Origin of the sequence: Candidatus Palauibacter soopunensis (assembly GCF_947581735.1) — a bacterium.
Classification (GTDB): Bacteria; Gemmatimonadota; Gemmatimonadetes; order Palauibacterales; family Palauibacteraceae; genus Palauibacter; species Palauibacter soopunensis.
In genome coordinates this window covers 287,605-309,983 of record NZ_CANPVT010000008.1, presented here as the reverse complement: position 1 = coordinate 309,983, position 22,379 = coordinate 287,605, and the positions used below count along the sequence as shown (strand labels likewise).

The 22,379-nt window shown below is 70.4% G+C and carries 18 protein-coding genes; 9 read left to right on the top strand and 9 right to left on the bottom strand.

Translation table 11 applies throughout. From position 1 onward, the window contains the following. Positions 1-19: 19 nt before the first annotated feature. Both RN901_RS05495 and RN901_RS05490 read left to right on the top strand, forming a co-directional pair. Positions 20-2,488, top strand: a complete 2,469-nt coding sequence (locus tag RN901_RS05495; protein ID WP_310756771.1) for a choice-of-anchor B family protein — start codon at positions 20-22, stop codon at positions 2,486-2,488. Positions 2,489-2,511: 23 nt separating this feature from the next. Next, on the top strand, positions 2,512-3,708 hold the full coding sequence (locus RN901_RS05490) for a PQQ-dependent sugar dehydrogenase (RefSeq protein WP_310756769.1): 1,197 nt from the start codon (positions 2,512-2,514) through the stop codon (positions 3,706-3,708). Between the two features lie 42 nt (positions 3,709-3,750). Here the strand turns inward: RN901_RS05490 and RN901_RS05485 are convergent, their stop codons facing one another. Beyond that, positions 3,751-4,536 carry a hypothetical protein gene (locus RN901_RS05485; RefSeq protein WP_310756767.1) on the bottom strand — a complete coding sequence of 262 codons (786 nt, stop codon included), beginning with the start codon at positions 4,534-4,536 and terminating at the stop codon, positions 3,751-3,753. 101 nt (positions 4,537-4,637) lie between these two features. Beyond that, positions 4,638-5,441: a PhzF family phenazine biosynthesis protein gene (locus tag RN901_RS05480; RefSeq protein WP_310756765.1), complete on the bottom strand. Its 804-nt coding sequence runs from the start codon at positions 5,439-5,441 to the stop codon at positions 4,638-4,640. Positions 5,442-5,672: 231 nt separating this feature from the next. On the opposite strand from RN901_RS05480, the gene RN901_RS05475 reads away from it, so the two are divergent. Genes RN901_RS05475 through RN901_RS05445 form a run of 7 tightly spaced genes read left to right on the top strand, consistent with a single transcriptional unit; the run spans position 5,673 to position 13,821 of the window. After that, the gene (locus tag RN901_RS05475) at positions 5,673-6,149 is read left to right on the top strand and encodes an EVE domain-containing protein (protein ID WP_310756763.1); all 477 of its coding nucleotides are present in this window, start codon (positions 5,673-5,675) and stop codon (positions 6,147-6,149) included. An 18-nt stretch (positions 6,150-6,167) separates the two neighbouring features. Further along, on the top strand, positions 6,168-6,716 hold the full coding sequence (locus tag RN901_RS05470; RefSeq protein WP_310756762.1) for a LemA family protein: 549 nt from the start codon (positions 6,168-6,170) through the stop codon (positions 6,714-6,716). Continuing rightward, positions 6,713-8,503 (top strand): DUF2207 domain-containing protein, encoded by a 1,791-nt coding sequence (locus RN901_RS05465; RefSeq protein ID WP_310756760.1) that lies wholly within the window; start codon positions 6,713-6,715, stop codon positions 8,501-8,503. The genes RN901_RS05470 and RN901_RS05465 overlap by 4 nt, the downstream gene beginning before the upstream one ends. Position 8,504: 1 nt before the next feature. Then, entirely contained in the window at positions 8,505-8,987 is a 483-nt protein-coding gene (locus RN901_RS05460) for a redoxin domain-containing protein (RefSeq protein WP_310756758.1), read from the top strand. 35 nt (positions 8,988-9,022) lie between these two features. Continuing rightward, a complete protein-coding gene (locus RN901_RS05455) occupies positions 9,023-9,367 on the top strand; it encodes a 4a-hydroxytetrahydrobiopterin dehydratase (protein WP_310756756.1) in 345 nt (114 codons plus the stop codon). 8 nt (positions 9,368-9,375) lie between these two features. Beyond that, the gene (locus RN901_RS05450) at positions 9,376-10,602 is read left to right on the top strand and encodes a succinylglutamate desuccinylase/aspartoacylase family protein (protein WP_310756754.1); all 1,227 of its coding nucleotides are present in this window, start codon (positions 9,376-9,378) and stop codon (positions 10,600-10,602) included. A gap of 6 nt (positions 10,603-10,608) precedes the next feature. Continuing rightward, positions 10,609-13,821, top strand: coding sequence for a hypothetical protein (locus RN901_RS05445; protein ID WP_310756752.1), 3,213 nt, complete (start codon positions 10,609-10,611; stop codon positions 13,819-13,821). Positions 13,822-13,834: 13 nt separating this feature from the next. Here RN901_RS05445 and RN901_RS05440 read toward each other — a convergent pair whose 3' ends face one another. The 7 genes from RN901_RS05440 to RN901_RS05410 all read right to left on the bottom strand — a co-directional run bounded on the left by RN901_RS05440 (position 13,835) and on the right by RN901_RS05410 (position 22,377). Next, positions 13,835-14,881 carry an aminotransferase class V-fold PLP-dependent enzyme gene (locus RN901_RS05440; RefSeq protein ID WP_310756750.1) on the bottom strand — a complete coding sequence of 349 codons (1,047 nt, stop codon included), beginning with the start codon at positions 14,879-14,881 and terminating at the stop codon, positions 13,835-13,837. A 119-nt stretch (positions 14,882-15,000) separates the two neighbouring features. Beyond that, entirely contained in the window at positions 15,001-16,485 is a 1,485-nt protein-coding gene (locus RN901_RS05435) for an AMP-binding protein (protein ID WP_310756748.1), read from the bottom strand. Then, positions 16,482-17,375, bottom strand: coding sequence for a 1,4-dihydroxy-2-naphthoate polyprenyltransferase (locus tag RN901_RS05430; RefSeq protein ID WP_310756746.1), 894 nt, complete (start codon positions 17,373-17,375; stop codon positions 16,482-16,484). Before RN901_RS05430 ends, RN901_RS05435 begins: the two co-directional genes overlap by 4 nt. After that, the gene (gene menB / locus RN901_RS05425; RefSeq protein ID WP_310756744.1) at positions 17,363-18,223 is read right to left on the bottom strand and encodes a 1,4-dihydroxy-2-naphthoyl-CoA synthase; all 861 of its coding nucleotides are present in this window, start codon (positions 18,221-18,223) and stop codon (positions 17,363-17,365) included. The genes RN901_RS05430 and menB overlap by 13 nt, the downstream gene beginning before the upstream one ends. A gap of 13 nt (positions 18,224-18,236) precedes the next feature. Then, on the bottom strand, positions 18,237-20,000 hold the full coding sequence (menD, locus tag RN901_RS05420) for a 2-succinyl-5-enolpyruvyl-6-hydroxy-3-cyclohexene-1-carboxylic-acid synthase (protein WP_310756742.1): 1,764 nt from the start codon (positions 19,998-20,000) through the stop codon (positions 18,237-18,239). After that, on the bottom strand, positions 19,997-21,430 hold the full coding sequence (locus RN901_RS05415; RefSeq protein WP_310756740.1) for an isochorismate synthase: 1,434 nt from the start codon (positions 21,428-21,430) through the stop codon (positions 19,997-19,999). Before RN901_RS05415 ends, menD begins: the two co-directional genes overlap by 4 nt. After that, complete coding sequence (locus RN901_RS05410; RefSeq protein WP_310756738.1) at positions 21,427-22,377, bottom strand: histone deacetylase; 951 nt, start codon at positions 22,375-22,377, stop codon at positions 21,427-21,429. Before RN901_RS05410 ends, RN901_RS05415 begins: the two co-directional genes overlap by 4 nt. Between the last annotated feature and the right edge of the window lie 2 nt (positions 22,378-22,379).

Genomic DNA, 22,379 nt, shown 5'->3' with positions numbered 1-22,379 from the left:
CGTGGAAAGGATGTACCTGATGAATAGAACGCGCACGCTCTTCGCCGCGGCCGTCTGCGGCCTGCTCGTGCCGGGGGCGGCGGAGGCCCAGGAATTCGGTGGCACGGTGGTGCTCCACGAGGGAACGATCATCGTCAGCGAAGCGATCGACCCTGCCGCGAATCCACAGGACCCGTCGACGGCCTCCCCCCGCAGCCTCTACGTGTACGAGCGGGCGGGCGAAGGCTGGGAGCGCACGGGCACGCTGCGCGCGCCGGAACACGGGGGTGCGGACTACTTCGGTCGCTTCGTGCTGGCGGACGGCGACCGCCTGCTGGTCGGCGCCACGGCGCTCGACCCGGACGGGGACGGCCAGAGCGACGGCAGCGTCCTGATCTTCCGGCGGAACGGCGACGGCTGGGAATTCGAGCGCTATCTGCGGCCGGAGAGCGTACCCCCCGGCGTTTCCTTTGGCCGTTTCGCATCGGTCGGCGGTGATCTGCTCGTCGTCACGGCGCTCGGCTACCAGGGTACGGGAGGGGCCTGGGTGTTCGAGCGCGCGGACGATGGCGAGTGGGTCGAGAGCGGTATCCTGACGCCCTCGGATCCGGCCGCAGAACTGGAGTTCTTCGGCTGGGGGGTCCACACCGATGGCGAGCGCATCATCGTCGGGGCGATCGCCGGGCAGCAATACCCCGGCGCCGCCTACGTCTTCGGCCGCGATGAGAGCGGGGCGTGGGCGGAGGAGGCCCGGCTCGGCCATGAGGGCGACGATATCCAGCTCGGCGCGGCCATCGTGGTGAACCGGGCTCCGTCCGTCGCGGTCGGTGTCAGCGGCTCGCACGCGCTGCTCGGACTTCCCGGCGCCTACGACGGGACGGGCACGGTCCTCTACTACGAGCGCCGCCCATCCGGAGACTGGGTGCGGAGGGGATCGCTGGCGGCATTCCACCGGGCACCCGGCGATGGCTTCGGCGCCTCGATCACCGCGCACGACGACGAACTCTGGATCGCGGCGCCGGGCGCGGGCCAGTTCGGCGCCATCTACGCCTTCTCGTGGAATGCCGCGACCGGCGGCTTCGGGACGGCCACCCGCATCGGAGCCGGCGCCGGCACGGATGCGGGAGACGGCTTCGGCCTCTCGGTCTCCGCCTCCGGCGACATGGCGGTCGTTGGGCAGCCGTGGGATGATGCGGCGCTCGGTTCCGCCGTCGTGTTCGAGAACCAGGGCGGCACGTGGGCCGAAACGGCGAAGATCTTCATTCCCGAGGAACGACGCCCCCTGACGGCGCTCTCCGAGGTGGGCTGCGGCGAGGACGGGATGGCCGACCAGTTCACCTGCGATCAGGTGGACGTGCTCTCGTTCCTTCCGCTCGACGCGATCGGGGGCACGGACCGCGGCATCGAGACGAACGACGTATGGGGGTGGACCGACGCGCAGACGGGCCGCGAGTACGCGATCGTCGGCCGCACGGACGGCACGGCGTTCATCGACATCTCCGACCCCGCGGCCCCCGTCTATCTCGGCAACCTGCCGAAGACGCCGGGTTCGCTGACCCAGTCGTGGCGCGACATCAAGGTCTACGCCAACCACGCCTTCGTGGTGGCGGACAACGCAGGCGCGCACGGGATGCAGGTGTTCGACCTCACGCGGCTTCGGGATGCCGGAGGGAGCCCGGTCGAGTTCGATCCCGACACGGTGTACGAGGGAATCGCGAGCGCTCACAACGTGGTCATCAACGAGGAGACCGCGACCGCGTACGCCGTCGGTTCGAGCGGCGGCGGTGAGACGTGCGGCGGTGGGCTCCACATGATCGACATCAGCGATCCGAAGGCGCCGACCTTCCTGGGCTGCCACGCGGAGGCGGGCACCGGACGAGGGCAAAGCGGCTACACGCACGACGCGCAGTGCGTGAACTATCACGGCCCGGACGACGAACACGTGGGGAAGGAAATCTGCCTCAAGGCCAACGAGACGGCGGTCGTGATCGCGGACGTGACGGACCGGGACAACCCCGTCACGCTCTCGACCGCCGATTACCCGGCGGTCGCCTACACGCACCAGGGTTGGCTCACCGAGGACCACCGCTATTTCTACCAGAACGACGAACTCGACGAGATGACTTCGGTGGGCCAGGCGCAGCAGACCGGGACGGAACCCGACATGGAGGCGAGCCGCACGCTCATCTGGGATGTCTCGGACCTGGACGATCCGATCCTCGTGAAGGAACACTTCGGGGAGACGTTCACGATCGACCACAACCTCTACATCGTGGGCGACCTCATGTACCAGTCGAACTACGTGAGCGGGCTGCGCGTGCTCGACATCAGCGACCGCGAGAACCCGCGCGAGGTCGGATTCTTCGACACGGTGCCGTGGGACGAGTCCGTCACGTTCGACGGCTCGTGGTCGAACTACCCGTTCTTCGCAAGCGGGACGATCGTCGTGTCGAGCGGCAAGGAGGGCGTGTTCTTCCTCAGGTACCGCCGGCCGGAACTGGTCCCCTGAGACGCTCGGGCCGCCCGCCGTCAGTGGCCACCGGGCCGCTGACGGCGCCGGCGCTCGCGCTCCTGGTGGGGGTGGCGGGCTGGGGATGCTCGGATGGCACGGGCCCCACCCCGACTCCGCCACCGCCGCCTCCCCCGGCGCCGGAACCCGTCGCTTTCGAACTGACGGCGAACGAAGTGCTGACCGGACTCTCCCAGCCGGTGTTCCTCGCCGCCCCGCCGGGCGATTCGAGACTCTTCGTCGTCGAGCAGACGGGCCGCATCCGCATCGCGAACGCGGACGGCGAACTCCTCGGGGATCCCTTCCTCGACCTCTCGGGCCGCGTGGGCACGGCCCCCGAGGGCGGCCTCCTCACGATGGCCTTCCACCCCCGGTACGGGGACAACGGCCAGGTCTTCGTCTACTACACCGATACGGGAGACGACACCGTCGTCGAGCGCTACACCGTCTCGGGCGACCCCGACCGCCTGGATCCGGGTTCCGCGAAGCGGATCCTCGCGCTCACCCAGCGTCGCCGGAACCACAACGGCGGGATGCTGCAGTTCGGGCCTGACGGGATGCTGTACATCTTCCTGGGCGACGAGGGTGGGGCGGGCGATCCGTTCGGCAACGGGCAGAATCCGGAGACGCTGCACGGGTCGATCCTTCGCATCGACGTGGACGGGGGCGACCCGTACGCGATCCCGGACGACAACCCCTTCGCCGGAGAAGAGGGCGCGCGCGGCGAGATCTGGGCCATCGGTGTCCGGAATCCGTGGCGCTCGACCTTCGACTTCCCGGGCGATGTCCTTTACGTGGCGGACGTGGGCCAGAACGAACGCGAGGAGATCAACACGGTGCCGGCGGGCGAAGCGGGCGTCAACTACGGTTGGAATACGATGGAGGGATCCGCCTGTTTCCAGAGTTCCGAGTGCGACATGTCGGGTCTCACGCTGCCCATCGTCGAGTACGTCCACGATGGCAACGTCTGCTCGGTGACCGGAGGATACGTGTACCGCGGCTCACAGCTCCCCGAGATTGCGGGGCACTATTTCTACTCGGATTTCTGCACCGGCTTTCTGCGGAGCTTCCGCCTCGACGGCGGCCGGGCGACGGACGAGAGACGCTGGAACGCGGGAAGCCTCGGGGCGGTGTCCTCCTTCGGCGTCGACGGCGCCGGGGAACTCTACGTCGTGAACCTCACCGGCTCCGTCTCCCGCCTGGAGCGCCGCCAACCGTAGCGGCCCGGGCCAGGTCGCGTCAGCCGCCGGTGCCCGTCAGGCTCAGACTCTGAACGTCAGCCCCACCTGGAAGAGCAGGAAGTCGACATCGGAGGCGATGGGGGAGAACGAACTCCCGCCGAAGCCGTCCTCTACGATGCTTCCGGGCACGAGATACTCCGTGCGACCGTGCCTCCGGTATTGGGCTTCCAGCCTCAGCACTCCCGGCTTGGCGGACCGGTTGATCGGGATCGCGAGCCCGCCGCCGAAGCCGTACGCGGCGCGCACGTCGTCGAAGTTCACCGTCGTCCCGTAGTCGGGCGATTCGTAGAGCTCCCAGCCGCGCTCGACGCTGCTGACCGTGAAGAAATAGCCAAGCCCCGCGAAGCCGTTCACGTAGGGCTGGACGGGGCCGTACGGAAGCCGGATCTCGGGGCCGAGTCCCAGATAGCCCACGTTGTTGCGCGTGACGATATCGGTCAGGATCCGATCCGTCGCCGCGAATAGGGGGAAGCCCACCGTCTCCGACCCGTAATTCACGTAGCCGGCATCGAACCGGACCCGGAAGGCGGGGGAGTCCTTGAAGCCGAGCAGAGCGGTCAACGCCGCGCCGAACCCGTCGTCGACGAACGAACTGAACTGTCCCTGCGGCGCCATCACGGAGAAGGTGGCGCCCAGATCCCACTGCGCACCGTTCCCGCCTGAGGCCGGCTCCCGGGACGGTTGGCCGGGGAGGTGTCCGCCTGGGACTTGCGCCGCGACGTCCACGGGCGCGAGCGCCCCCAGCGTCACCAGCGTGGCGAGTCCGGCCCCGAGCACGTTCCGGCTCCGCATCCGTGTACGCATCATCTGTCCTGTTCCCTCCCGCGTCTCCGCGGCGTCCGGCCGGTCGCCCGGCCCGGCGCCCGCTGTCATCCGCTGTACGGTAGACGGCCGCACGCTGTGATCCGTCACAGCGTGATCTCGCCGGAAAGATAGAGCGCCGCGCGGCCGGCGATCGTCACGCGGTCCCCGAGGTGGCGACAGACAAGGGTACCGCCGCGGGCGCTGATCTGCCGCGCTTCGAGCGGCGCGTCGCCCCGACCCAGCCGCTCGGCCCAGTAGGGCGCCAGCGTGCAGTGCGCGGACCCCGTGACCGGATCTTCCGGCACGCCGACGCTGGGCGCAAAGAAGCGGGACACGAAGTCCGCACTCACTCCCGGCGCGGTCACGATGATCCCGAGGCGATCCAGTCCACGCAGCCGGGTGAAATCCGGCTTCAACTTCCGGACATCGTCCTCGGCATCGAGGAGGACGAGATAGTCCCGGTCCGAGGCCAGAACATCCGCGGGTTCCGCTCCCAGTCCCTCCACGAGGGCGCGGGGGGCTTCGCGCGGCACCGCCGGACGCGCCGGAAAGTCCATCACGAGGAGATCTCCCTCGCCCCGCTCCACGATGAGCTCGCCGCTTCGCGTCTCGAAGCGCACACGTTCGCGGCCCGGCGCCAGCTTCTCGAGAATGACCCAGGCGGAGGCCAGCGTCGCATGTCCGCACAGGTCGACCTCGGAAACGGGCGTGAACCAGCGGAGCCCGAACCCGCCCCCCTCGCTCTCGCCGTCGCGAACGAAGAACGCGGTCTCCGAGAGGTTGTTCTCCGCCGCGATCTTCTGCATGACGTCGTCATCGAGCCACGCCTCGAGTGGACAGACGGCGGCCGGATTGCCCTCGAAGGGCCGGTCCGAGAAGGCGTCGAGCTGATACAGCGGGATCTTCATGCGTTCTCCGTGCGGCGTCATCCGGCAGTCCGGCAGCCCGCCCGTGCCGGATGAGGCAAACTAGCGTCGCGCCGCCCTCGGCGCTGAGGCGGGGGTTCGTCACGGGCTGCGAGCGGGAGCGCCGGGGCGCGGGGTTCACCATGCGCGGCCGCAGCGGTAGATTCGGCCCATCCGCGCGGAAGGTCCGCGCACCGCCGGGAGGCGAGACGAAACAAGCGTGAAAGGCGTGACATGCCGGTTGAAATCACCGGGTACTGGCTGGCCAAGACCGAGCCTCACGTGTACTCCATCGACGACTTTGCCCGGGACGGCGAGACGGAATGGGACGGCGTGCGGAACTACCAGGTCCGGAACTTCATGCGCGACCGGATGAATCCGGGAGAGAAGGTCCTCATCTACCACTCCAACACCCCGGTGCTCGGCGTGTACGGGGTGGCGGAAGTCGCGGGTCCGGCGCACCCGGACTCGTCGCAGTTCGACCCCGACGGCCATTACTTCGACCCGAAGTCGAGCCGTGAGGATCCCCGCTGGTGGTGCCCCGATTTTCGCTACCTGGAGACCTTCGGGACGCCGGTGACCCGACAGATGATGAAGGAAACGGCCGGCCTCGAGGGTATCAACGTCATGAAACGCGGCATGCGACTCTCGGTCATGCCGGTGACGGAGGAGGAGTTCGAGATCATCCTCCGACTTGGGCGTGGAGAATAGGGGAAACAGAGGCCAGCCATGTTGTGGTTCCTGCTCGTGCTCGCGGTGGCCGCTTTCATCATCGCCGGGATGTACAACGGTCTCGTGCGGCTGCGCGTACGCGTGAACGGCGCCTGGGCGGACATCGACGTCCAGCTCAAGCGCCGGTGGGACCTCATCCCCAACCTCGTGGAGACGGTGAAGGCCTCCGCGGGCCACGAACGCGAGACGCTCGAGGCCGTGGTCGAAGCGAGGAACCGGGCCATGGGCGCCATGGGGCCCGCCGAAGCGGGTGCGGCGGAGGGCGCTCTCGCGAGGGCGCTCGGGAGGCTCTTCGCGCTCTCGGAGGCCTATCCCCAGCTGCGGGCGGTCGAGGCGTTCACGGACTTTCAGCGCTCCCTCGATGAGATCGAGGAGGCGGTGCAGAACGCACGACGCTACTACAACGCCGTCGTGCGGGATTACAACACGAAGACGCAAGTCTTTCCGACAAATCTGCTCGCGGGGCTCTTCGGCCACACACGCCGGGAGTTCTTCTCGCTCGACGACGAGCGGCAGCGCGAGGGACCGCGGGTGGCGTTCTCGTGAATCCCCCGCGTCCGCGACGAGCCGCAGGTGCGGCGTTCGTGGCCGCCATGCTGGCGGGCGTCCTGGTCGGCGCCCTCTCGTCCGCGGCGGCGGCGCAGGAGCGCTCCTGGCGCATCGAGGACTTCCACGCCGACCTCCGGGTGCTGGAGAGCGGGGCCATCGAGGTGACCGAAACGATCCGGCCCCGGTTCAACGGAAGCTACAACGGCATCCAGCGGACGATTCCCGTCGAGTACCGTATCAACGGGTTCCGCTACAAGCTGCGCCCTTCCGTGGAAGCGGTGACGGACGCGGACGGGAATCCGCTGCGCTACGAGACGGAGCGCGATGGGGACTACCTGAACACGAAGATCTGGGTGCCCGGCGCGGTCGACACGGTGCGTACGGTCCGACTCTCCTACGGCGTAACGAACGGGCTCCGCTTCTTCGAGGTGGATGAGGGCGAAGACGGCATCGTCGATGCGTACGATGAACTGTACTGGAACGTGACGGGGACCGAATGGCCGGTCCCGATCGAGACGGCGAGCGCGACCGTGAGGCTTCCGCAAGCCGTCGGGGGCGTGCGCGCCCACGCCTTCACCGGGGGCTACGGCGCCACGGGCCGGGACGCGACGGTCGACGTCACGGGCAGCCGGGTCGACGTGCGAACCGACCGGCCGCTCGGCTTCCGGGAGGGCCTGACGATCGGGGTCGGATGGAATGCCGGCGTCGTGCGGCGGCCCACGGCGATCGACCGCGCCGGCATGTACCTGTCCGACAACTGGCCGCTCTTCCTGCCCTTCTTCGTGCTCGCCTTCATGTACCGGCGCTGGAACGAGCGGGGGCGCGACCCCGAGATCGGGTCGATCGAGCCCCGCTACGAGCCGCCTGGCGATCTGACGCCCGCCGAGGTCGGCGTGATCGTCGACAACCGGGCGGACCTGCGCGACATCACGGCGACGCTGATCGACCTCGCCGTCCGGGGGCACCTGACGATCGAGGAACGCGAGGAGAACCACCTGCTGGGGCTCGTGACGGGAACGGACTACCTCTTCGAGCGACGCGACAACCCGGGCGACCGCTTGGCCCCGCACGAAAGCGCGCTCCTGCGGGCGGTGTTCGGGGGGCGGAGGAGGCGCCGGCTTTCGGACCTCAAGGACCGTTTCTACAAGGACCTCCCGGAACTGAAGTCGACGTTGCTGGCGACGCTCATCGAGCACGGCGTGTACACGGAATCGCCGACCATCGTCGCCGGGAAATACGTGGGTCTGGGGTTTCTGGTCGGCATCGTGATCTTCTTCGGCGGGCTGCTCGCACAGGCCGTGCTCCCGCTGGCGATGGGGGCCGTGCTCGGGGCGGCCATCGCATCCGCGTTCGTCATCGTGGTTTTCGGACTCTTCATGCCGGCGCGCACGAAGAGGGGGACGGAACTGCTGCGGCAGGTGAAGGGGTTCGAGGAATTCCTCACGCGTGTCGAATCCGACCGCTACAAGCGGAAGATCACGGGTCCGGAGATGTTCGAGAAGTGTCTTCCGTACGCCATGGCGCTGGGCGTCGCGACGCAGTGGGCCCGAGCCTTCGGGGACCTGTATCGCGAACCCCCGGACTGGTATCATGGGCACGCTCTTTCGACGTTCAACTCTCACATCCTGGTCTCGAACCTGAACAGCATGTCCGCGGAGACGCACAGCGTGATGCAGTCCGCGCCGCGCAGCGCCCAGGGATCGAGCTTCTCGGGCGGCGGGATCTCGGGGGGCAGCGGATTCTCGGGCGGCGGCTTCGGCGGAGGTGGAGGAGGCGCATTCTGACATGACTTCCAACGCGAAGATCTCGGTCGGCGACCGCGTGGAGCCGTTCACGCTGCCGTACGAAGCCGGAGGAACGATCGATCTGGGGGACCACCTCGGCCGCGACCGGATCGTGCTCCTCTTCTTCCCCCTCGCCTTCACCTCGGTCTGCACGGCCGAGATGTGCCGGCTCCGGGATGAGTGGAACGCCTACGCGTCGCTCGACGCCGCTGTGTTCGCGATCTCCGTCGACAGCCCGTTCGTCACGTCCCGTTTTCGGGCCGAGGAGAGCATCCCCTTCCCCATCCTCTCCGATTTCAACCGCACGGTTTCGCGTGACTGGGGCGTGCTGTACGAGGAGTTTCACGGGTTCCGGGGCGTCGCGAAGCGGTCGGCGTTCGTGATCGGAACGGACGGCAAGGTGGCGTACGCGTGGGTGTCGGAGGACGCGGGCGTGGAGCCGGACTACGAGGAACTCCTGCAGGCGGTTGCAGACGCGCCCTGAGGACAGAGACGAACGGCAGCCACGGAGATGATCCGATGTCGATACCGCTCGCGCAGCAGCAGTGCATCCCCTGTCGAGGCGGGGTTCCTCCCCTGGAGGGAGGGGCCCTCGACGCGCTCGCGGAAGAACTCGGGGCCGACTGGCGGGTCGTGGACGGCCATCACCTCGAGAAGGAGTACCGCTTCCCGGACTTCGTGACGGCGCTCGACTTCGTGAATCGCGTGGGGGGGATGGCCGAGGAGCAGAACCATCACCCGGACCTGTTCCTCGCCTGGGGGCGGGTCGTCGTCCGGATCTGGACGCACAAGATCGACGGACTCACGGAGAGTGATTTCGTGTTCGCGGCGAAGGCGGAAACGCTGCACCGACCGCCGGCGTGAACCACACGATGTCCTCGAGGGCGTCGCGAGAGCGGCGAACTCCCGAGCGTCGGATCGGCGCGTACCGGGGTGCCGAGCCTGGTCCGCTCGTCATCTGTATCGCCTCGCTGCACGGAAACGAACCGGCGGGTATCGCAGCGCTGGAACGGGTATTGGACGTGCTTTCGTCGAACCGGTTTCGGATGCGCGGGGACCTGGTCGGACTCCGTGGCAACCTTCAGGCGCGCAGAGCAGGCACGCGGTTCATCGACGAGGATCTCAACCGCGTGTGGCAACGCGAGCGCGTGGACGCGGTACTGGAGTCGCTACGGTCCGGGGAGTCGGCGCCGGAGGGCGACGGGGGACCGATCGTGGGGAGCGCCGAGTTGGCGGAGCAGCGGGATCTTCTGGCCGCCTTCCGCGCGGAAGACCGGCGCGCGCGCGGGCCCATCCACGTCCTTGACCTTCATACCACATCATCGGAAAGCGCGCCTTTCACGACGCTTGGAGACACGCTTCAGAACCGGGCACTCGCACTTCGCCTTCCGGTCCCGGTGGTTCTGGGACTGGAAGAGCAGATCGATGGCGCCATGCTCCACTACTTCGACCGCCTGGGCTGGGCCAACATCGGCATCGAAGCGGGGCAGCACGAGGCCGCGTCGTCCATCGAAGTGCACGAGGAGGCCGTGTGGATCCTGCTTGAGACCCTCGGACTGATCGAGGAAGGAAGCGCGCCGGGCCCGGGCGACCTGAGGGCGCGCCTCGCTCGCCGCGCAGAAGGCTTGCCGAGAGTGCTGGATGTCCGCTATCGCCACGTTGTCTCGGAGGAGGACGAATTCCGGATGCATCCGGGGTTCAGGAACTTCGACGTGGTCGAGGCGGGGCAGGAACTCGGCGCGGACCGGACCGGACCGGTGCGGACGGCGTTTGCAGGCCGCGTCTTCCTCCCGCTCTACCAGCGACAAGGCGACGACGGTTTCTTCATCGTGCGGCAGCGCGCTGCCGAGTGGCTGACGGTGTCCCGGCTTCTGCGAACGGCCGGTGCGGATCGCACGGCCACTTGGCTTCCGGGCGTACGGCCGCATCCCGAGCGGAGCGATGCCGTCGTCGTGGCGCGCTGGGCCCGCAGCCGGTGGGTGATCGGGCTCCTCCATCTCATGGGGTTCACCGCCCGGGGCGAGAGCGGCGGGGCGGTGATGGTCCGGCGCCAGGAAGGGCCCGCCCGCCAGCCGGAGTCTGCGTCTACGGGCGGTTAGCGACCCGTGGCTCGTCGCCGGCCCCGGTTCGGAACCCGCGCCGCCGCGGTCGCACTCGCGGGCGCCGCCGTGTGGCTGGGCGCGTGCGGAACGGAGGTCACGCCGCCTGAGCCCCGAGAGAACCGGAGTCCGGTCGCCGTGGATGCCCTTCCCGACCTCGATGTACGGCTCGGGCATCCGGCGGTCATCGACGCGGCCGCCTGGTTCCGGGACCCGGACGGCGATGCGCTGACGTTCGCCGCCAGATCACTCGATGCCGGTGTGGCCCGCGTGGCGGTGGCCGGAGATCGGATCACGCTGGAAGGGGTCGGACCGGGATCCGCGACCGTGGAGGTGACGGCCCGCGATGGCGGCGGGCTCTCGGCCGCGCAGCGCTTCGAGGCGACGGTCGGAGCCGGCGTCGCGCTCTCCCTCGGCGTCGCCCAGGCGCGGGAGGGCGGCAGCGCGCGGGTCGAAGTCGTGCTCGACGAGGCCGCGGGATCGCCGCTGACCGTGCGCTATTCGCTGGGCGTGGATGATGCGCGGCTGACGGATGACGCGGATTCGGCGGACGTGCTGCACGCGGGCGAGGGCGAGATCGAAGTCCCCGCGGGAGCGAGCGGCGCCGTCATCGAGATCCGCATCGCCGACGACGCTGAGATCGAGCCGCCCCGCGAAGTCCTCACTCTTTCCCTTGAGCGGCCCGCCACCGGGAGCGGCTTCGTGCTCGCCCCTCCATCCAGCGCCGTGGTGGTCATTCGGGAGGGCGTGTGCGACCGGACGGCCGCCGTGCGCGACGCGATCGTGCGCGGGCTTCGGGCGGACGACTGCAGCGCCCCCGACGGCCAGGCACTGGCCGAACTCCGCTCTCTCCGGGTCAGGCCGCGGGAGCCCGGCCTCGAGGCGGGAACCGGAGCCGTCCTCGGCGGACTCCGCCCGGCGGACCTGAGCGCCCTCTCCGGCCTGGAATGGCTCTCGCTCCAGGACTACCGGCTCGGAGCCCTTCCCCCCGGGGCCTTCTCCGACCTCTCCAGTCTGGAGGTGCTTAATCTCGCGGGAAACCTGATCACTGACCTGCCGCCGGGCGTGTTCGCGGGCCTCCGCAGGCTCGAGTGGCTTTCCCTGGTCGACAATCGGCTGCAGGCGCTTCCGGCGGGCGTCTTCGGCGACCTCGCCGGCCTGCGGGAGCTGTTTCTGCAGGACAACGAACTGCGCGCCCTGCCCCCGGGCGCGCTGACGGGCCTCCGGAGCCTGGAGCGGCTGACGCTGGGCGGGAACGAGACCGCCTTCGCCTTCCCCGTGCGGCTTGTCCGAACGGACCACGAGGACCCGACGGCTCCGGGCCCGGCCAGGATCGAGGCCCGGATACTGGAGGGCGCGCCCTTCGACGTCCGGCTCCCCGTCTTCGCCCAGGGGGGGACGCTCTCTGTCGACTCGGTCCTCGTGCGGGCGGGCACGACGGCGAGCGCCGCCGTGACGCTGACTCCCGGCAACGCCGCCGATTCCCCGATCTCCGTGACCGTCGGCACGGACGAGGCGCTCACGGAGGCCTGCGAGAATCGTTGCGATGGTTTCGATCTCGTCGCGGGCGACCCGCTCGTCGTGTCCAACCCCGCGTCGGTTACGCTGTCCGTGCCGTCCGCATATCTCACGCAGGCCGCCCAGGACCGGGAGGGCCGCGTACCGCTGGTGGCGAACCGGCGTGCCCTCCTGCGCGTCTTCGCGACCGCCGATGAAGTCAACGGCTTCCGGCCGGGAGCCACCGCGACCTTCTTCCACGACGGAGTGGAGGCGTACCGGACGGAGCTCGACCCTCCCGGCGGAGGAATCCCGCTCACGGTGGACGAGAGCCGGCTCGAACGGTCCTTCAACGCCGTCATACCGGGCCACGCACTGCAGCCGGGCGTGCGCATGGTCGTGGAACTCGATCCGGACGGCGCCCTCCCCCTGACCTCGTCGAGCCGGTCCCGGTTCCCCGAAGAGGGTCGGCACGACGTCGACGTTCGGCAGATGCCCCCGCTGCGCGTGACACTCGTTCCCGTGCAGTACCATTCGGAGGAAAACCGGGACGTGAATCCGCGCGTGGCGGCGTTCGCGGGCGAACTCGCTGCGGCGGCCACGGGGGCGGGCTCGGACGCCTCCCGGAGCGTGCTGCGTTACGCCCGCACGGTTCTGCCGATCGGCGACCTGCACCTGACGCTTCGCGAACCCTACCACACCTGGGCGGACACCTCGGAAGCGGGGGTCATCGGCCTCATCCGGGAGATCGAACTGCTCCGGACGATGGAAGCGGAGGACCCCCAGGAGCATTACAGCGGGATTTTCGGAGTCCCGAAGCCTCTCTCGCGGCACCCCGACGCGTACTGGATCGACGGTCTCGGGATGCTGGGTGGGCGGAGCTCCCTCACGGGCTCACACGGACCGGACGGCCTGTTGCAGAGGACGGGCCGTCTCCGCCTCGTGTTCGCGCACGAGCTGGGGCACAACCTCGGGCGCCCGCATACGCCCTGTGACGAGCCCGTCACCGACCCCGGGACGGTGGATCCCGACTATCCCTGGCCCGACGGCCATATCGGCGTGTGGGGACACGATTTCGGAGACGATGGCGGGGACGGGACGGGCCTCGGGCATCTGTTCAGTCCGGAGGGATACCGGGACCTGATGTCCTATTGCTATCCGCAGTGGATCAGCGACTACAGTTTCACGAAAATGTTGGAGTTCCGCCTCGCGGGCGCCGGCGGTACCGGGGTTTCGGCGTCCGCGTACGCGGCGGATCGCGGAACCGGGCGGGCCGATATGCTCCTGCTTTGGGGCGGCGTCGACGATGGCGAACTTCGGCTGGAACCCGCCTTCGTCCGCGCGACATCCGCGCAGCTTCCGTCGCGGCCGGGCCCCTATCGGCTGTCGGGCCGCGACGCGGCGGGGCGGATCCTGTTCTCGCTCGGCTTTGCCCCGACTCCGGTCGCGCACGGGATCGATGACGAGAGCCGCGCGTTCGCATTCGCGATCCCCTTCGACCCCACCTGGGGAGAGGAGCTGGATCTCCTTACGCTGAGCGGCCCCGAGGGATCGACCTCGGTGGGCCGGGATCGCGGGGATCGCGCCGCGTTGATCATCGACCGCCTCGCCCGCCGCGTCCGCAGCATCGCCCGCGACCTGCCCGGTACGCTCCCGACGTCGTTGCGATCGGAAGGCGACAGGCTGGAAGTCGTGCGCGGCCTCCCGCGACACCCGGGCTGAGGCTGCTGCCACACTAGCCGTAGATCGCAAGCACCTGTCGGAGGGCGTCGATGTCGCGCGGCTCGTTGTAGACGTTCGGCGAGACGCGCAGGGCATCGCCGCGCAGGGAGGCGTAGACGCGGGCCTCGGCGAGGCGGGCGTCCACCTCGGCGAGATCGCAGCCTGCGGGCAGGCGGACGCCGAGGATGTTTCCCGTGCGCCACTCGTCGTCCTCGATCGCCCAGCCGCGGACGCGCAGTTCATCCGCGAGGCCGGACAGCAGGGCGCGGCAATAGTCGAGGATGCGGGCGGGGTCCCAGTCGAGGATCAGGTCGAGCGCCTCGATGAGCATCGGCACGAGGATGAAGTTGGATGTCTGGCCGACGTCGTATCGGGCGGCCCCTTCCCTGTATTCGTCGGTATAGTCGACGAGACCCTGAAAATCCTCGGAGCCGCGGCGCGAGATCCACGTTTCCTCGAGCGGCGTGCCGTCGTCGAAACGGGGACCGTAGTACCCGAAGGCGGTCGAATAGGGCCCTAGGAGCCACTTGTACCCGACGGTGATCAACGCGTCGGGCTGAAAATGCTCCACGTCGAACGGGACGGCGCCGATGGACTGCGAGCCGTCGATGACGAGCGCGGCGCCGACTTCGCGCGCCCGCTCCCCCGCCGCCTCGATGTCGATCCGCGTGCCGTCCGTCCAGTGGCAGTGCGGGAGAGCGACGACGGCGGTGTCCGGCCCGATCGCCTCCAGCAGCCGCTCGTTCCACAGCGCGGCGGACGGGGGCGGCCCGGGGCGGTCCACCGTTCGGATTTCGCAGCCGCGGGCCGCCGCGCGGCGCCGCCACGCGTAGACGTTGCTCGGGAACTGTGCGCCGAGGACGACGATGTTCTGTCCCGGTTTGAGCGGGAGATTCCGGGCCGCGACTTCGATGCCGTAGGACGCGGAAGGCGCGAGCGCGATCCGCTCCGGCGGGGCGTTGATGAGGCGCCCGAAGCGCTCTCTCGCACGATCGCAGTCCGTGAAGAAAGCTTCGCTCGGGAAGGGCGTGGGCGAGCACTTGCGGCGAATTCCCTCCATCCCCGCCTCCGCGACCGGGCGCGGGAGGGGTCCGAGGTATGCGCAGTTGAGAAAATGTGCGCCTTCGTCGAGTGCGAACCGACGCTTCTGGCAGGCGAGTGCCGTGTTTTGTCGTCCCATCATCCGCCTCTCAAATTAGCCCTCAGTCGAGCGCGGTCCACCTTGCCGGTCGCCGTCCGGGGGAGACGGTCCAGCATCTCCCAGCGGCGGGGCACGCGCGGACCCGACAGCCGCTCGCGGCACCACGGATCGAGACGGGCGGGGAGATCGGGATCCTCCCCGGCGATCACGGCGACCACAACCTGCCCCCACCGGCCATCCGGCATGCCGATGACCGCGGCTTCGCCGACCTCCGGGTGGGCGTTGAGCACCGCCTCCACGTGGGCGGGGTCGACATTCGCGCCGCCGCTCACGATCCGGTCGCGCAGGCGCCCGGTCACCTCGAGGCGACCCCGCTCGTCGAGACGGCCGAGATCGCCGGTCGCGAACCAGGCGCCGGGGGGCCGCGCGGGCTCTCCGACGTATCCCCGGAACAGCGTGTCGCCGCGCACCTCGATGTGCCCCGGGGTCGGCGCGCCGTCCCCCCCCGCGGCGGCATCGCCGGGCGGGCGGATCCGCACTTCGACGCCGGTCAGCGGGACGCCGGCCGACCGGTCGCCGGCGCGCACCTCCGCCGGCGTGGCCGTGGTGACCTGCGACCCCGCCTCGGTCAATCCGTACGTGAGCGCGATCGGCCACCCGGCGGAAAGAGCCCGCTCCGCCAGGTCCGGCGGGGTCGCCGCGCCGCCCAGCAGGACGGCGCGCAGAGAGCCCGGCGGCCGGGCGCCGACGGCCAGCAGCCCGTGCAGCATGGCCGGCACGAGCGAAACGTGCGTCACGGCGAGTTCGCCGAGCGCCCGGGCGACGGAGGCGGCGTCGAACCGCGGCCCCGCCAGCGCGACCGTGGCGCCCGCGGCCGCGGCCCTCAGCGGCACGGCGAGCCCCCCGACGTGCGCCCAGGCGAGCGTCGCGAGCCACCGGTCGCCCGCGCCGAACCCGAGGCGCTCGTTCGAAGCGACGGCGTTCGCGCGCAGCGACCGCCATTCGTGCGCGACGAAGCGGGGCAGGCCTTCGGTTCCGGATGTGGGAAGGATGGCGCCGATTCCAGGGAGGCCGTCTCGTGCCCGAGCCGTCGCGGGAGTGCCGGGATGCGCTCCCGCGGCATCCCGCAGGTGCAGGGCGATCTCTCCGATCCCGGGGACGGTGAGCGCCCGTGACCTCCACCCGGACGTCGGCCACGCCGCTCCTCTCCCGGTGAGGGCGGCGGCTGGCTGGAGGGCCGCGACGAAAGCGTCCCGCTCGTGCGGCGTCCATCCCGCGTGGGCGGGCGCGAGCACCGGGGCGCTCCCCGGTGCGGCCTCCGGCGCCACGGCGGCGAGGGCGGCCGCGCCCGCCGGATCCAGCGGGAATTGGTGAGCGACGACGGCCCCCGCCCCCACGCCCTCTTCCTCCAGGATCGCGGCCACCGCGTCGCCCGCGGCGCGGATCTCGGCCGCGGACCACGCGCGGTCGCCCGACACGAGCGCGAAGGACGACGCGGAGGCGGGCGTGGCGGGGTCGTTCACCACAGACAGCCGACCGCGAACAGAAGCCCCCAGGCTCCGGTCGTGCGGGCCGTGGCCGCGAGGGCGGCGTTCAGCGTCCGCGGGTCCTCGTACGTCCACACGACCCGCAGCGGAGCGGCCGCGAACAGCGTTGCGCCCGACGCCAGAAGTGTCCCCGCCGGCCACCATCCCGCCAGGACGCCGACGGGCGGCACGACCGCTGCGACCGCGACGAGAAGAGAGTACTGGACCCGCGTCGCGGACGGCCCGATCCGCACCGCGAGAGTGCGCTTTCCCGCCGCCGCGTCGGTCGTGATGTCGCGCAGGTTGTTCACGACCAGGATCGCCGTGGCGAGCGCGCCCGCGCCGAGTCCCGCGAGCAGCGCCTCGGGCGCCCAGCGGGAGAGTTGCACGTAATGCGTGCCGGCCACCGCGATGGGACCGAACAGGATCAGCACGGCGAGATCGCCCAGCCCGTGATAGCCGTACGGCCACGGCCCACCCGTGTAGCAGACCGCCAGCAGGATCGAGCCCACGCCGATCCACACGATCGGCCATCCGCCCACGATCGCCAGATAGACGCCGACCGCGACGGCGAGCGCGAACGAGACCGCCGCCCCGCGCCGGACGGCGGCCGCGGTCAGGAGACCGGCCTGCGTCACCCGCGGCGTGCCGAGCCGGTCGGCCGTGTCCGCCCCGCGCGCGAAATCGGAATAGTCGTTCGCGAAGTTCGTGCCGATCTGAATCAGCAGCGCGGCGCCGAGCGCCGCCAGAAATGGGGCGACGGCGAAACCGCCGTCCTTCCACGCCAACCCGCCGCCCGCGAGCACCGGCCCTGCCGCGGCCGGCAGCGTGCGCAGGCGCGCGCCGGCGATCCACGCGCCCGCGCTGCCGGGCGTTACGGACGCCAAGGGTACTGTCTGAAGTTCGGCGGGCGCTTCTCGAGAAAAGCGTTCTTCCCTTCCTGGCCCTCCTCCGTCATGTAGAAGAGCATCGTCGCATGGCCCGCGAGTTCCTGGAGCCCGGCCTGTCCATCGCAGTCCGCGTTCATCGCCGCCTTCAGGCACCGGATCGCGAGCGGACTCTTCCCGAGGATCTCGCGCGCCCAGTCGACCCCCTCCGCCTCCATTTGCGCCAGCGGCACGACCTTGTTCACGAGCCCCATCCGCTCGGCCTCGTCCGCTCCGTACTGCCGGCACAGGTACCAGATCTCCCGCGCCTTCTTCTGTCCCACCGACCGCGCCAGGTACGAGGAACCGAACCCGCCGTCGAAGCTCCCCACCTTCGGCCCCGTCTGCCCGAACACCGCGTTGTCCGCCGCGATCGTGAGGTCGCACACGACGTGCAGCACATGCCCGCCGCCGATCGCGTACCCGGCGACGAGCGCGATGACCGGCTTCGGCATCGAGCGGATGAGGCGCTGGAGTTCGAGGACGTTGAGGCGCGCGACCCCGTCCTTCCCCACGTATCCGGCCGTCCCGCGCACCCGCTGGTCGCCGCCGGAGCAGAAGGCCCACTTCCCGTCCCTCGAAGGACCGTTCCCGGTGAGGAGGACGACGCCGATCCGCTCGTCATCTCTCGCGTCCTGAAACGCCTCGTACATCTCGAACAGCGTGTCGGGCCGGAACGCGTTGCGCACCTCGGGCCGGTTGAAGGCGATGCGGGCGATCCCGTCGCTCTTGTGATAGGTGATGTCCCCGTATTCTCCGGCCGACTCCCAGTCGACGCCGCTTTCCGGGGGCGAGAAGGTCTCTGCCATCGCGGGTTCTCCCTCAGATCTCGCGGCGCGCCGCCTCCTTCGCGCTTTCGATCGCGGCGGCGCGCTGCTGCCAGTTGTGTTCACGCTCGACGCGCGCCTCCGTGAGGCGGACGCCCCGGCCCTCCGATTCCGGGCCCGGCGGCTCCATTGCCTCCCGCAGTTCGGCGGTCGACGAGACGAGACGGTGCGGGATTCCGGCGGCGGCGGCAACTGCGCCCAGATCGACGGACTGGGGCATGACGACATAGGGGGTGAAGGGCGGATCGTGCTCCCGGATCGGCAGCATGTGGAAGATGCCGCCGCCGCGGTTCTGGATGACGACGAGATGGAGCGAGATGCCGGGCGGGCGGTCCACGAGCAGGGCGCCCACATCGTGGAGCAGCGTGAGGTCGCCGATGAGCGCGGCCGCGGGCCGTCCCGAGGCGGCCGCTGCGCCGAGCGCCGCGCTCACGTTGCCATCGATCCCGCTCGCGCCCCGAAGGCCGAGGGGGCGCAACGGTCGATCCGTCGCCCGCGCGAAGGCGTCCACGTCGCGAATCGGCATCGAATTGCCGATAAACCAGGGCGTCCCTTCCGGGAGGCTTCGCGCCATCGCGTCGGCGATGGCGCCCTCGAACCACGTCTCCGCCAGCGACGGTTCGACCGCGAGACGCGCCGCGCGGTCCATTGCCCGCCAGCGCTCGGCCCAGGCCTCTTCCGCCACTCCGGAGCCGGTCGCTGCCGCGCGCTCGAGGGTCGCGACGGGATCCCCGGTCAGCGGGCGCGCGCTCGTGGCCAGATGATCCCGCCAGCGGTGCGCCGCGTCGAGAACGAACTGGTGCGCGTCCGCGTGCCGCTCCAGGTAGCGGCAGACCGCCGCGGAGGTCGGCGCGCGTCCGACGCGAACGACCAGATCCGGGCGCAGCGCCGTGACAACTTCGTCGGCACGGAGCGAGAGATCGGCGCTGCTCATCGTCCAGCGCGCCGCGCCGGAGCCGAAACGGGCGCCGGAGAGCGGGTCGGCGACGAGCGGAGCGCGCATCCGGGCCGCCAGCGCCAGCGCGGCGCGGCCAATCCCGGACCGCTGGTTGGGGCCGCACACGATGAGCGGGCGCCGCGCGCCCTGCAGCGGCGCGGCGAGTTCGCCCCCGGCGTCCGGCGGCAGGGCCCCGGGCGCGTCGCCGGACGTCGCGGGGCCGGGGAGACGCGGCTCCAGGCCCGGGGGCACGTCGCCCGGCAGGTGAACCGGCTCGAGCGGCTTCTCGAACTGAACGTTCAGATGCGCCGGTCCCGCGGGAGGCCCCAGCGCCGCGCGCCACGCCGCTTCCACCGCGGCGCCCAGGCGGGCGAGCCCCTCCACGGTCGGCTCCGGGAGCGCGAGGTCGATGGATCGCCGGGCGTAGCGGCCGAACAGGTTCCGCTGGTCGATCGTCTGGTTCGCATCCGTGCCCCTCAGCGCCGCCGGACGGTCCGCCGTCAGCGCGAGAAAGGGGATTTCGCTCTGGCTCGCCTCCACAGCCGCCGGAAAGAGATTGGCCGCCGCGGTGCCGGACGTCGTGACGACCGCAGCCGGCCGTCCGCTCGCCGCGCCCACGCCCAGGGCGAAGAAGGCGGCGCTGCGTTCGTCCACATGCGGGTGAAGGGTGAACCGGTCGTCCGCGGCCAGCGCTTCCACGAGGGGGGCCGAGCGGGATCCGGAACCGATGCAGGCGTGCGACGCGCCGCGGCGGGCGAGCCCGTCGACGAGCGCCCGCGCCCACAGTGCGTTCCGATTGGGCGCGGCCGGCGTCCGGCTCACCGCATCCGCGCGACACCGAGCGCCGCGAGCATCGTCTGCAGCTTCACCCGGGTCTCGTCCCATTCCGCCTGAGCCCGGGAGCTGCGCACGAGGCCCGCGGCGGCGTAGAGGCGAAACAGCGGGCCCCTGGCTACCCCGCCGCGCAACGCGGGGGCGAACTCCCCGTTCCCTTCTTCGTCGAACCACCCGACGGGACCCGCGTACCAGCCGCGACCCTCCGTCTCGCGCGCGCGGATCATTTCGAGCGCGTCGTCGCGTGGATCACCGCACACGGCTGCGGTGGGATGGAGTTTTTCCACGAGCGACAGGATGTGCGTCCCGGGCCGGGTCTCCGCCTCCAGATCCGTGCGCAGGTGCTGGATCCGTGGCAGGCGCAGGAGGGCCGGCTCCGGGATCGCTCCGATCCGGACACCCTCCTGACGCAGCCGCTCGACGATGTCCTCGACCACGACGAGATGTTCCTCCCGGTTCTTGTGGCTGTCGATCAGCTGGCGGCCGAGCCAGGCGTCCGATGCCGGATCCGCGCCGCGCGGCGTCGACCCCCCGACAGCCATCGTGCGAAAACGCCGGCCGCGTAGCGAACCGATCAACTCCGGGGCGGCGCCGACGAGGAAGCGGTCGCGCGCGAACTGCATCAGGTAGAGGTGCGCGAGCGGATTCGCCGTGCGCAGAGCGGTGAGAACGGCCGCGGAGTCCGGCGGTCGTCCGAGCGTGATGTCGATGGAACGCGCGAGCACGACCTTTCGAACCCGACTGGACCGGATCTCGTCGAGGATCTCGTTGACGGCGTGCCGCCATTGCCGGCGGTCCACGAGTTCCTCGATGGCGGTCGCGGACGGGACGGGCCCCGGCGTCGCCCCGTGGCGCTCGAGCCTGGCCAGTTGTTCGCGCGTACGCGTCGCGCGCCGGCGGAGTCGATCGATGGCCTGATCTCCGGAGGTGCCGGTGGCGAAGCGGCGCGTCACCGTCAACCACGCGCCACGTTCGTCCGCCTCGACTTCGTAGGCGGGCAGCACGAAACGCGCACTCGGAAACGCCTCCCAGAAGCCGGGCTCCCGATCCGCACGACGCGCGGGGTCGAAGGCGAAGCCGCCGTGCATACGGGGGCGCCGCGCCTCCCCATCCAGGTCGAGGATCCACGGTTCCGAGAACAGTTTCTCCGCGCGCTCCCGCATCCAGGAGATGAGACCTCGGCGAGGGGGTCCCGGCACCCCCTCCCGGCTGTCGATCTCCGCGGCGGATCCCGCGTGCGCAATCCAGTGGGGGCCGCTCTGCCAGAAGCCGCGCACGCCGACCGTCGGCGAAGCGAGCACCGCTTCGGGCTCGATGCTCGGCAAACGCAAGGTCACGCTGGCGAAGTACCCCGCCCCGCCTGCGGCCTCGACCGCCTCCTCCGCCCGCGTCCCGCGGGAGGGCCGCGCCGCCTTCATGCCGTCGCCCTCATGCCGTCATCCTCATGCCGTCGTCCTTCGACTTCACGGGCAGTCCTGTGCGCGATCGCGTGCAGTTTCGCCGTCTGTCGCGGCGTGGCCGCATATCCGCCCGACAGGAGTAGCGTGAGCGGCAGCCCCGCCCCGCGCAGCGTGCCGATGACCCACCGATCCCTTCGTTCCAGACCGGCGCGCGTGAGCGCGAGGCGCCCGAAACGGTCGCCGGCGACAACGTCCACGCCCCCGAGGTAGAAGACGAGGTCGGGGCGCGATCGGGACACGGCCTCGGGAAGGCATCGGCGCAGCGCCTCCTCGTATTCCTCATCTTCCGTGCCGTCGGGCAAGGCCACATCGAGATCCGACGGAGTGGGCCGGAAAGGGTAGTTCCCCGCCCCGTGCATGGAGAAGGTGAAGGTGTCGGAGTCGTCGGCGAACACGGCGGCCGTGCCGTTCCCCTGGTGGACATCGAGATCCACGACGAGCGCGCGGCGAATCCACCCGCCGCGGCGCAGCACCCTGACGGCGACGCCCACATCGTTCAAGACGCAGAACCCTTCTCCGTGATCCGGAAATGCATGGTGCGTCCCCCCGGCCAAGTTCGCCGCCACTCCATCTTCCAGCGCCATCCACGCCGCATTGATCGTGCCCCGGACGGCGAGTCGCGAGCGGCGGACGAGCGCAGGCGACCACGGGAGCCCGAGGCGTCGCTCCTCCGCGCGCCCGAGCGTGCCGTGCCGGAGCTTGTCGAGGTACTCCGGCGTATGCACGAGCGCCAAGTCCTCCCACGCGGCCTCCTCCGGCTCGACGACGTCCTCGGGCGCGATGATCCCGTCGCGTTCGAGGATCTGTCGGAGCGCGAGGAACTTCCCCATCGGGAAGCGGTGGCCCTCCGGCAGCGGCACCGTGTACCCGGCGCTGTAGGCGACCCGGAGTCTCGGCCCGGCCACGG

Excerpts from the sequence above, each read along its gene's own strand:
- RN901_RS05415 (WP_310756740.1), bottom strand. The coding sequence starts at position 21,430 with ATGAAGGCGGCGCGGCCCTCCCGCGGGACGCGGGCGGAGGAGGCGGTC.
- RN901_RS05440 (WP_310756750.1), bottom strand. The coding sequence starts at position 14,881 with ATGGAGGGAATTCGCCGCAAGTGCTCGCCCACGCCCTTCCCGAGCGAA.
- RN901_RS05480 (WP_310756765.1), bottom strand. The coding sequence starts at position 5,441 with ATGAAGATCCCGCTGTATCAGCTCGACGCCTTCTCGGACCGGCCCTTC.
- RN901_RS05485 (WP_310756767.1), bottom strand. The coding sequence starts at position 4,536 with ATGATGCGTACACGGATGCGGAGCCGGAACGTGCTCGGGGCCGGACTC.
- RN901_RS05455 (WP_310756756.1), top strand. The coding sequence starts at position 9,023 with ATGTCGATACCGCTCGCGCAGCAGCAGTGCATCCCCTGTCGAGGCGGG.
- RN901_RS05470 (WP_310756762.1), top strand. The coding sequence starts at position 6,168 with ATGTTGTGGTTCCTGCTCGTGCTCGCGGTGGCCGCTTTCATCATCGCC.
- RN901_RS05495 (WP_310756771.1), top strand. The coding sequence starts at position 20 with ATGAATAGAACGCGCACGCTCTTCGCCGCGGCCGTCTGCGGCCTGCTC.
- RN901_RS05460 (WP_310756758.1), top strand. The coding sequence starts at position 8,505 with ATGACTTCCAACGCGAAGATCTCGGTCGGCGACCGCGTGGAGCCGTTC.
- menB (WP_310756744.1), bottom strand. The coding sequence starts at position 18,223 with ATGGCAGAGACCTTCTCGCCCCCGGAAAGCGGCGTCGACTGGGAGTCG.
- RN901_RS05450 (WP_310756754.1), top strand. The coding sequence starts at position 9,376 with ATGTCCTCGAGGGCGTCGCGAGAGCGGCGAACTCCCGAGCGTCGGATC.
- RN901_RS05475 (WP_310756763.1), top strand. The coding sequence starts at position 5,673 with ATGCCGGTTGAAATCACCGGGTACTGGCTGGCCAAGACCGAGCCTCAC.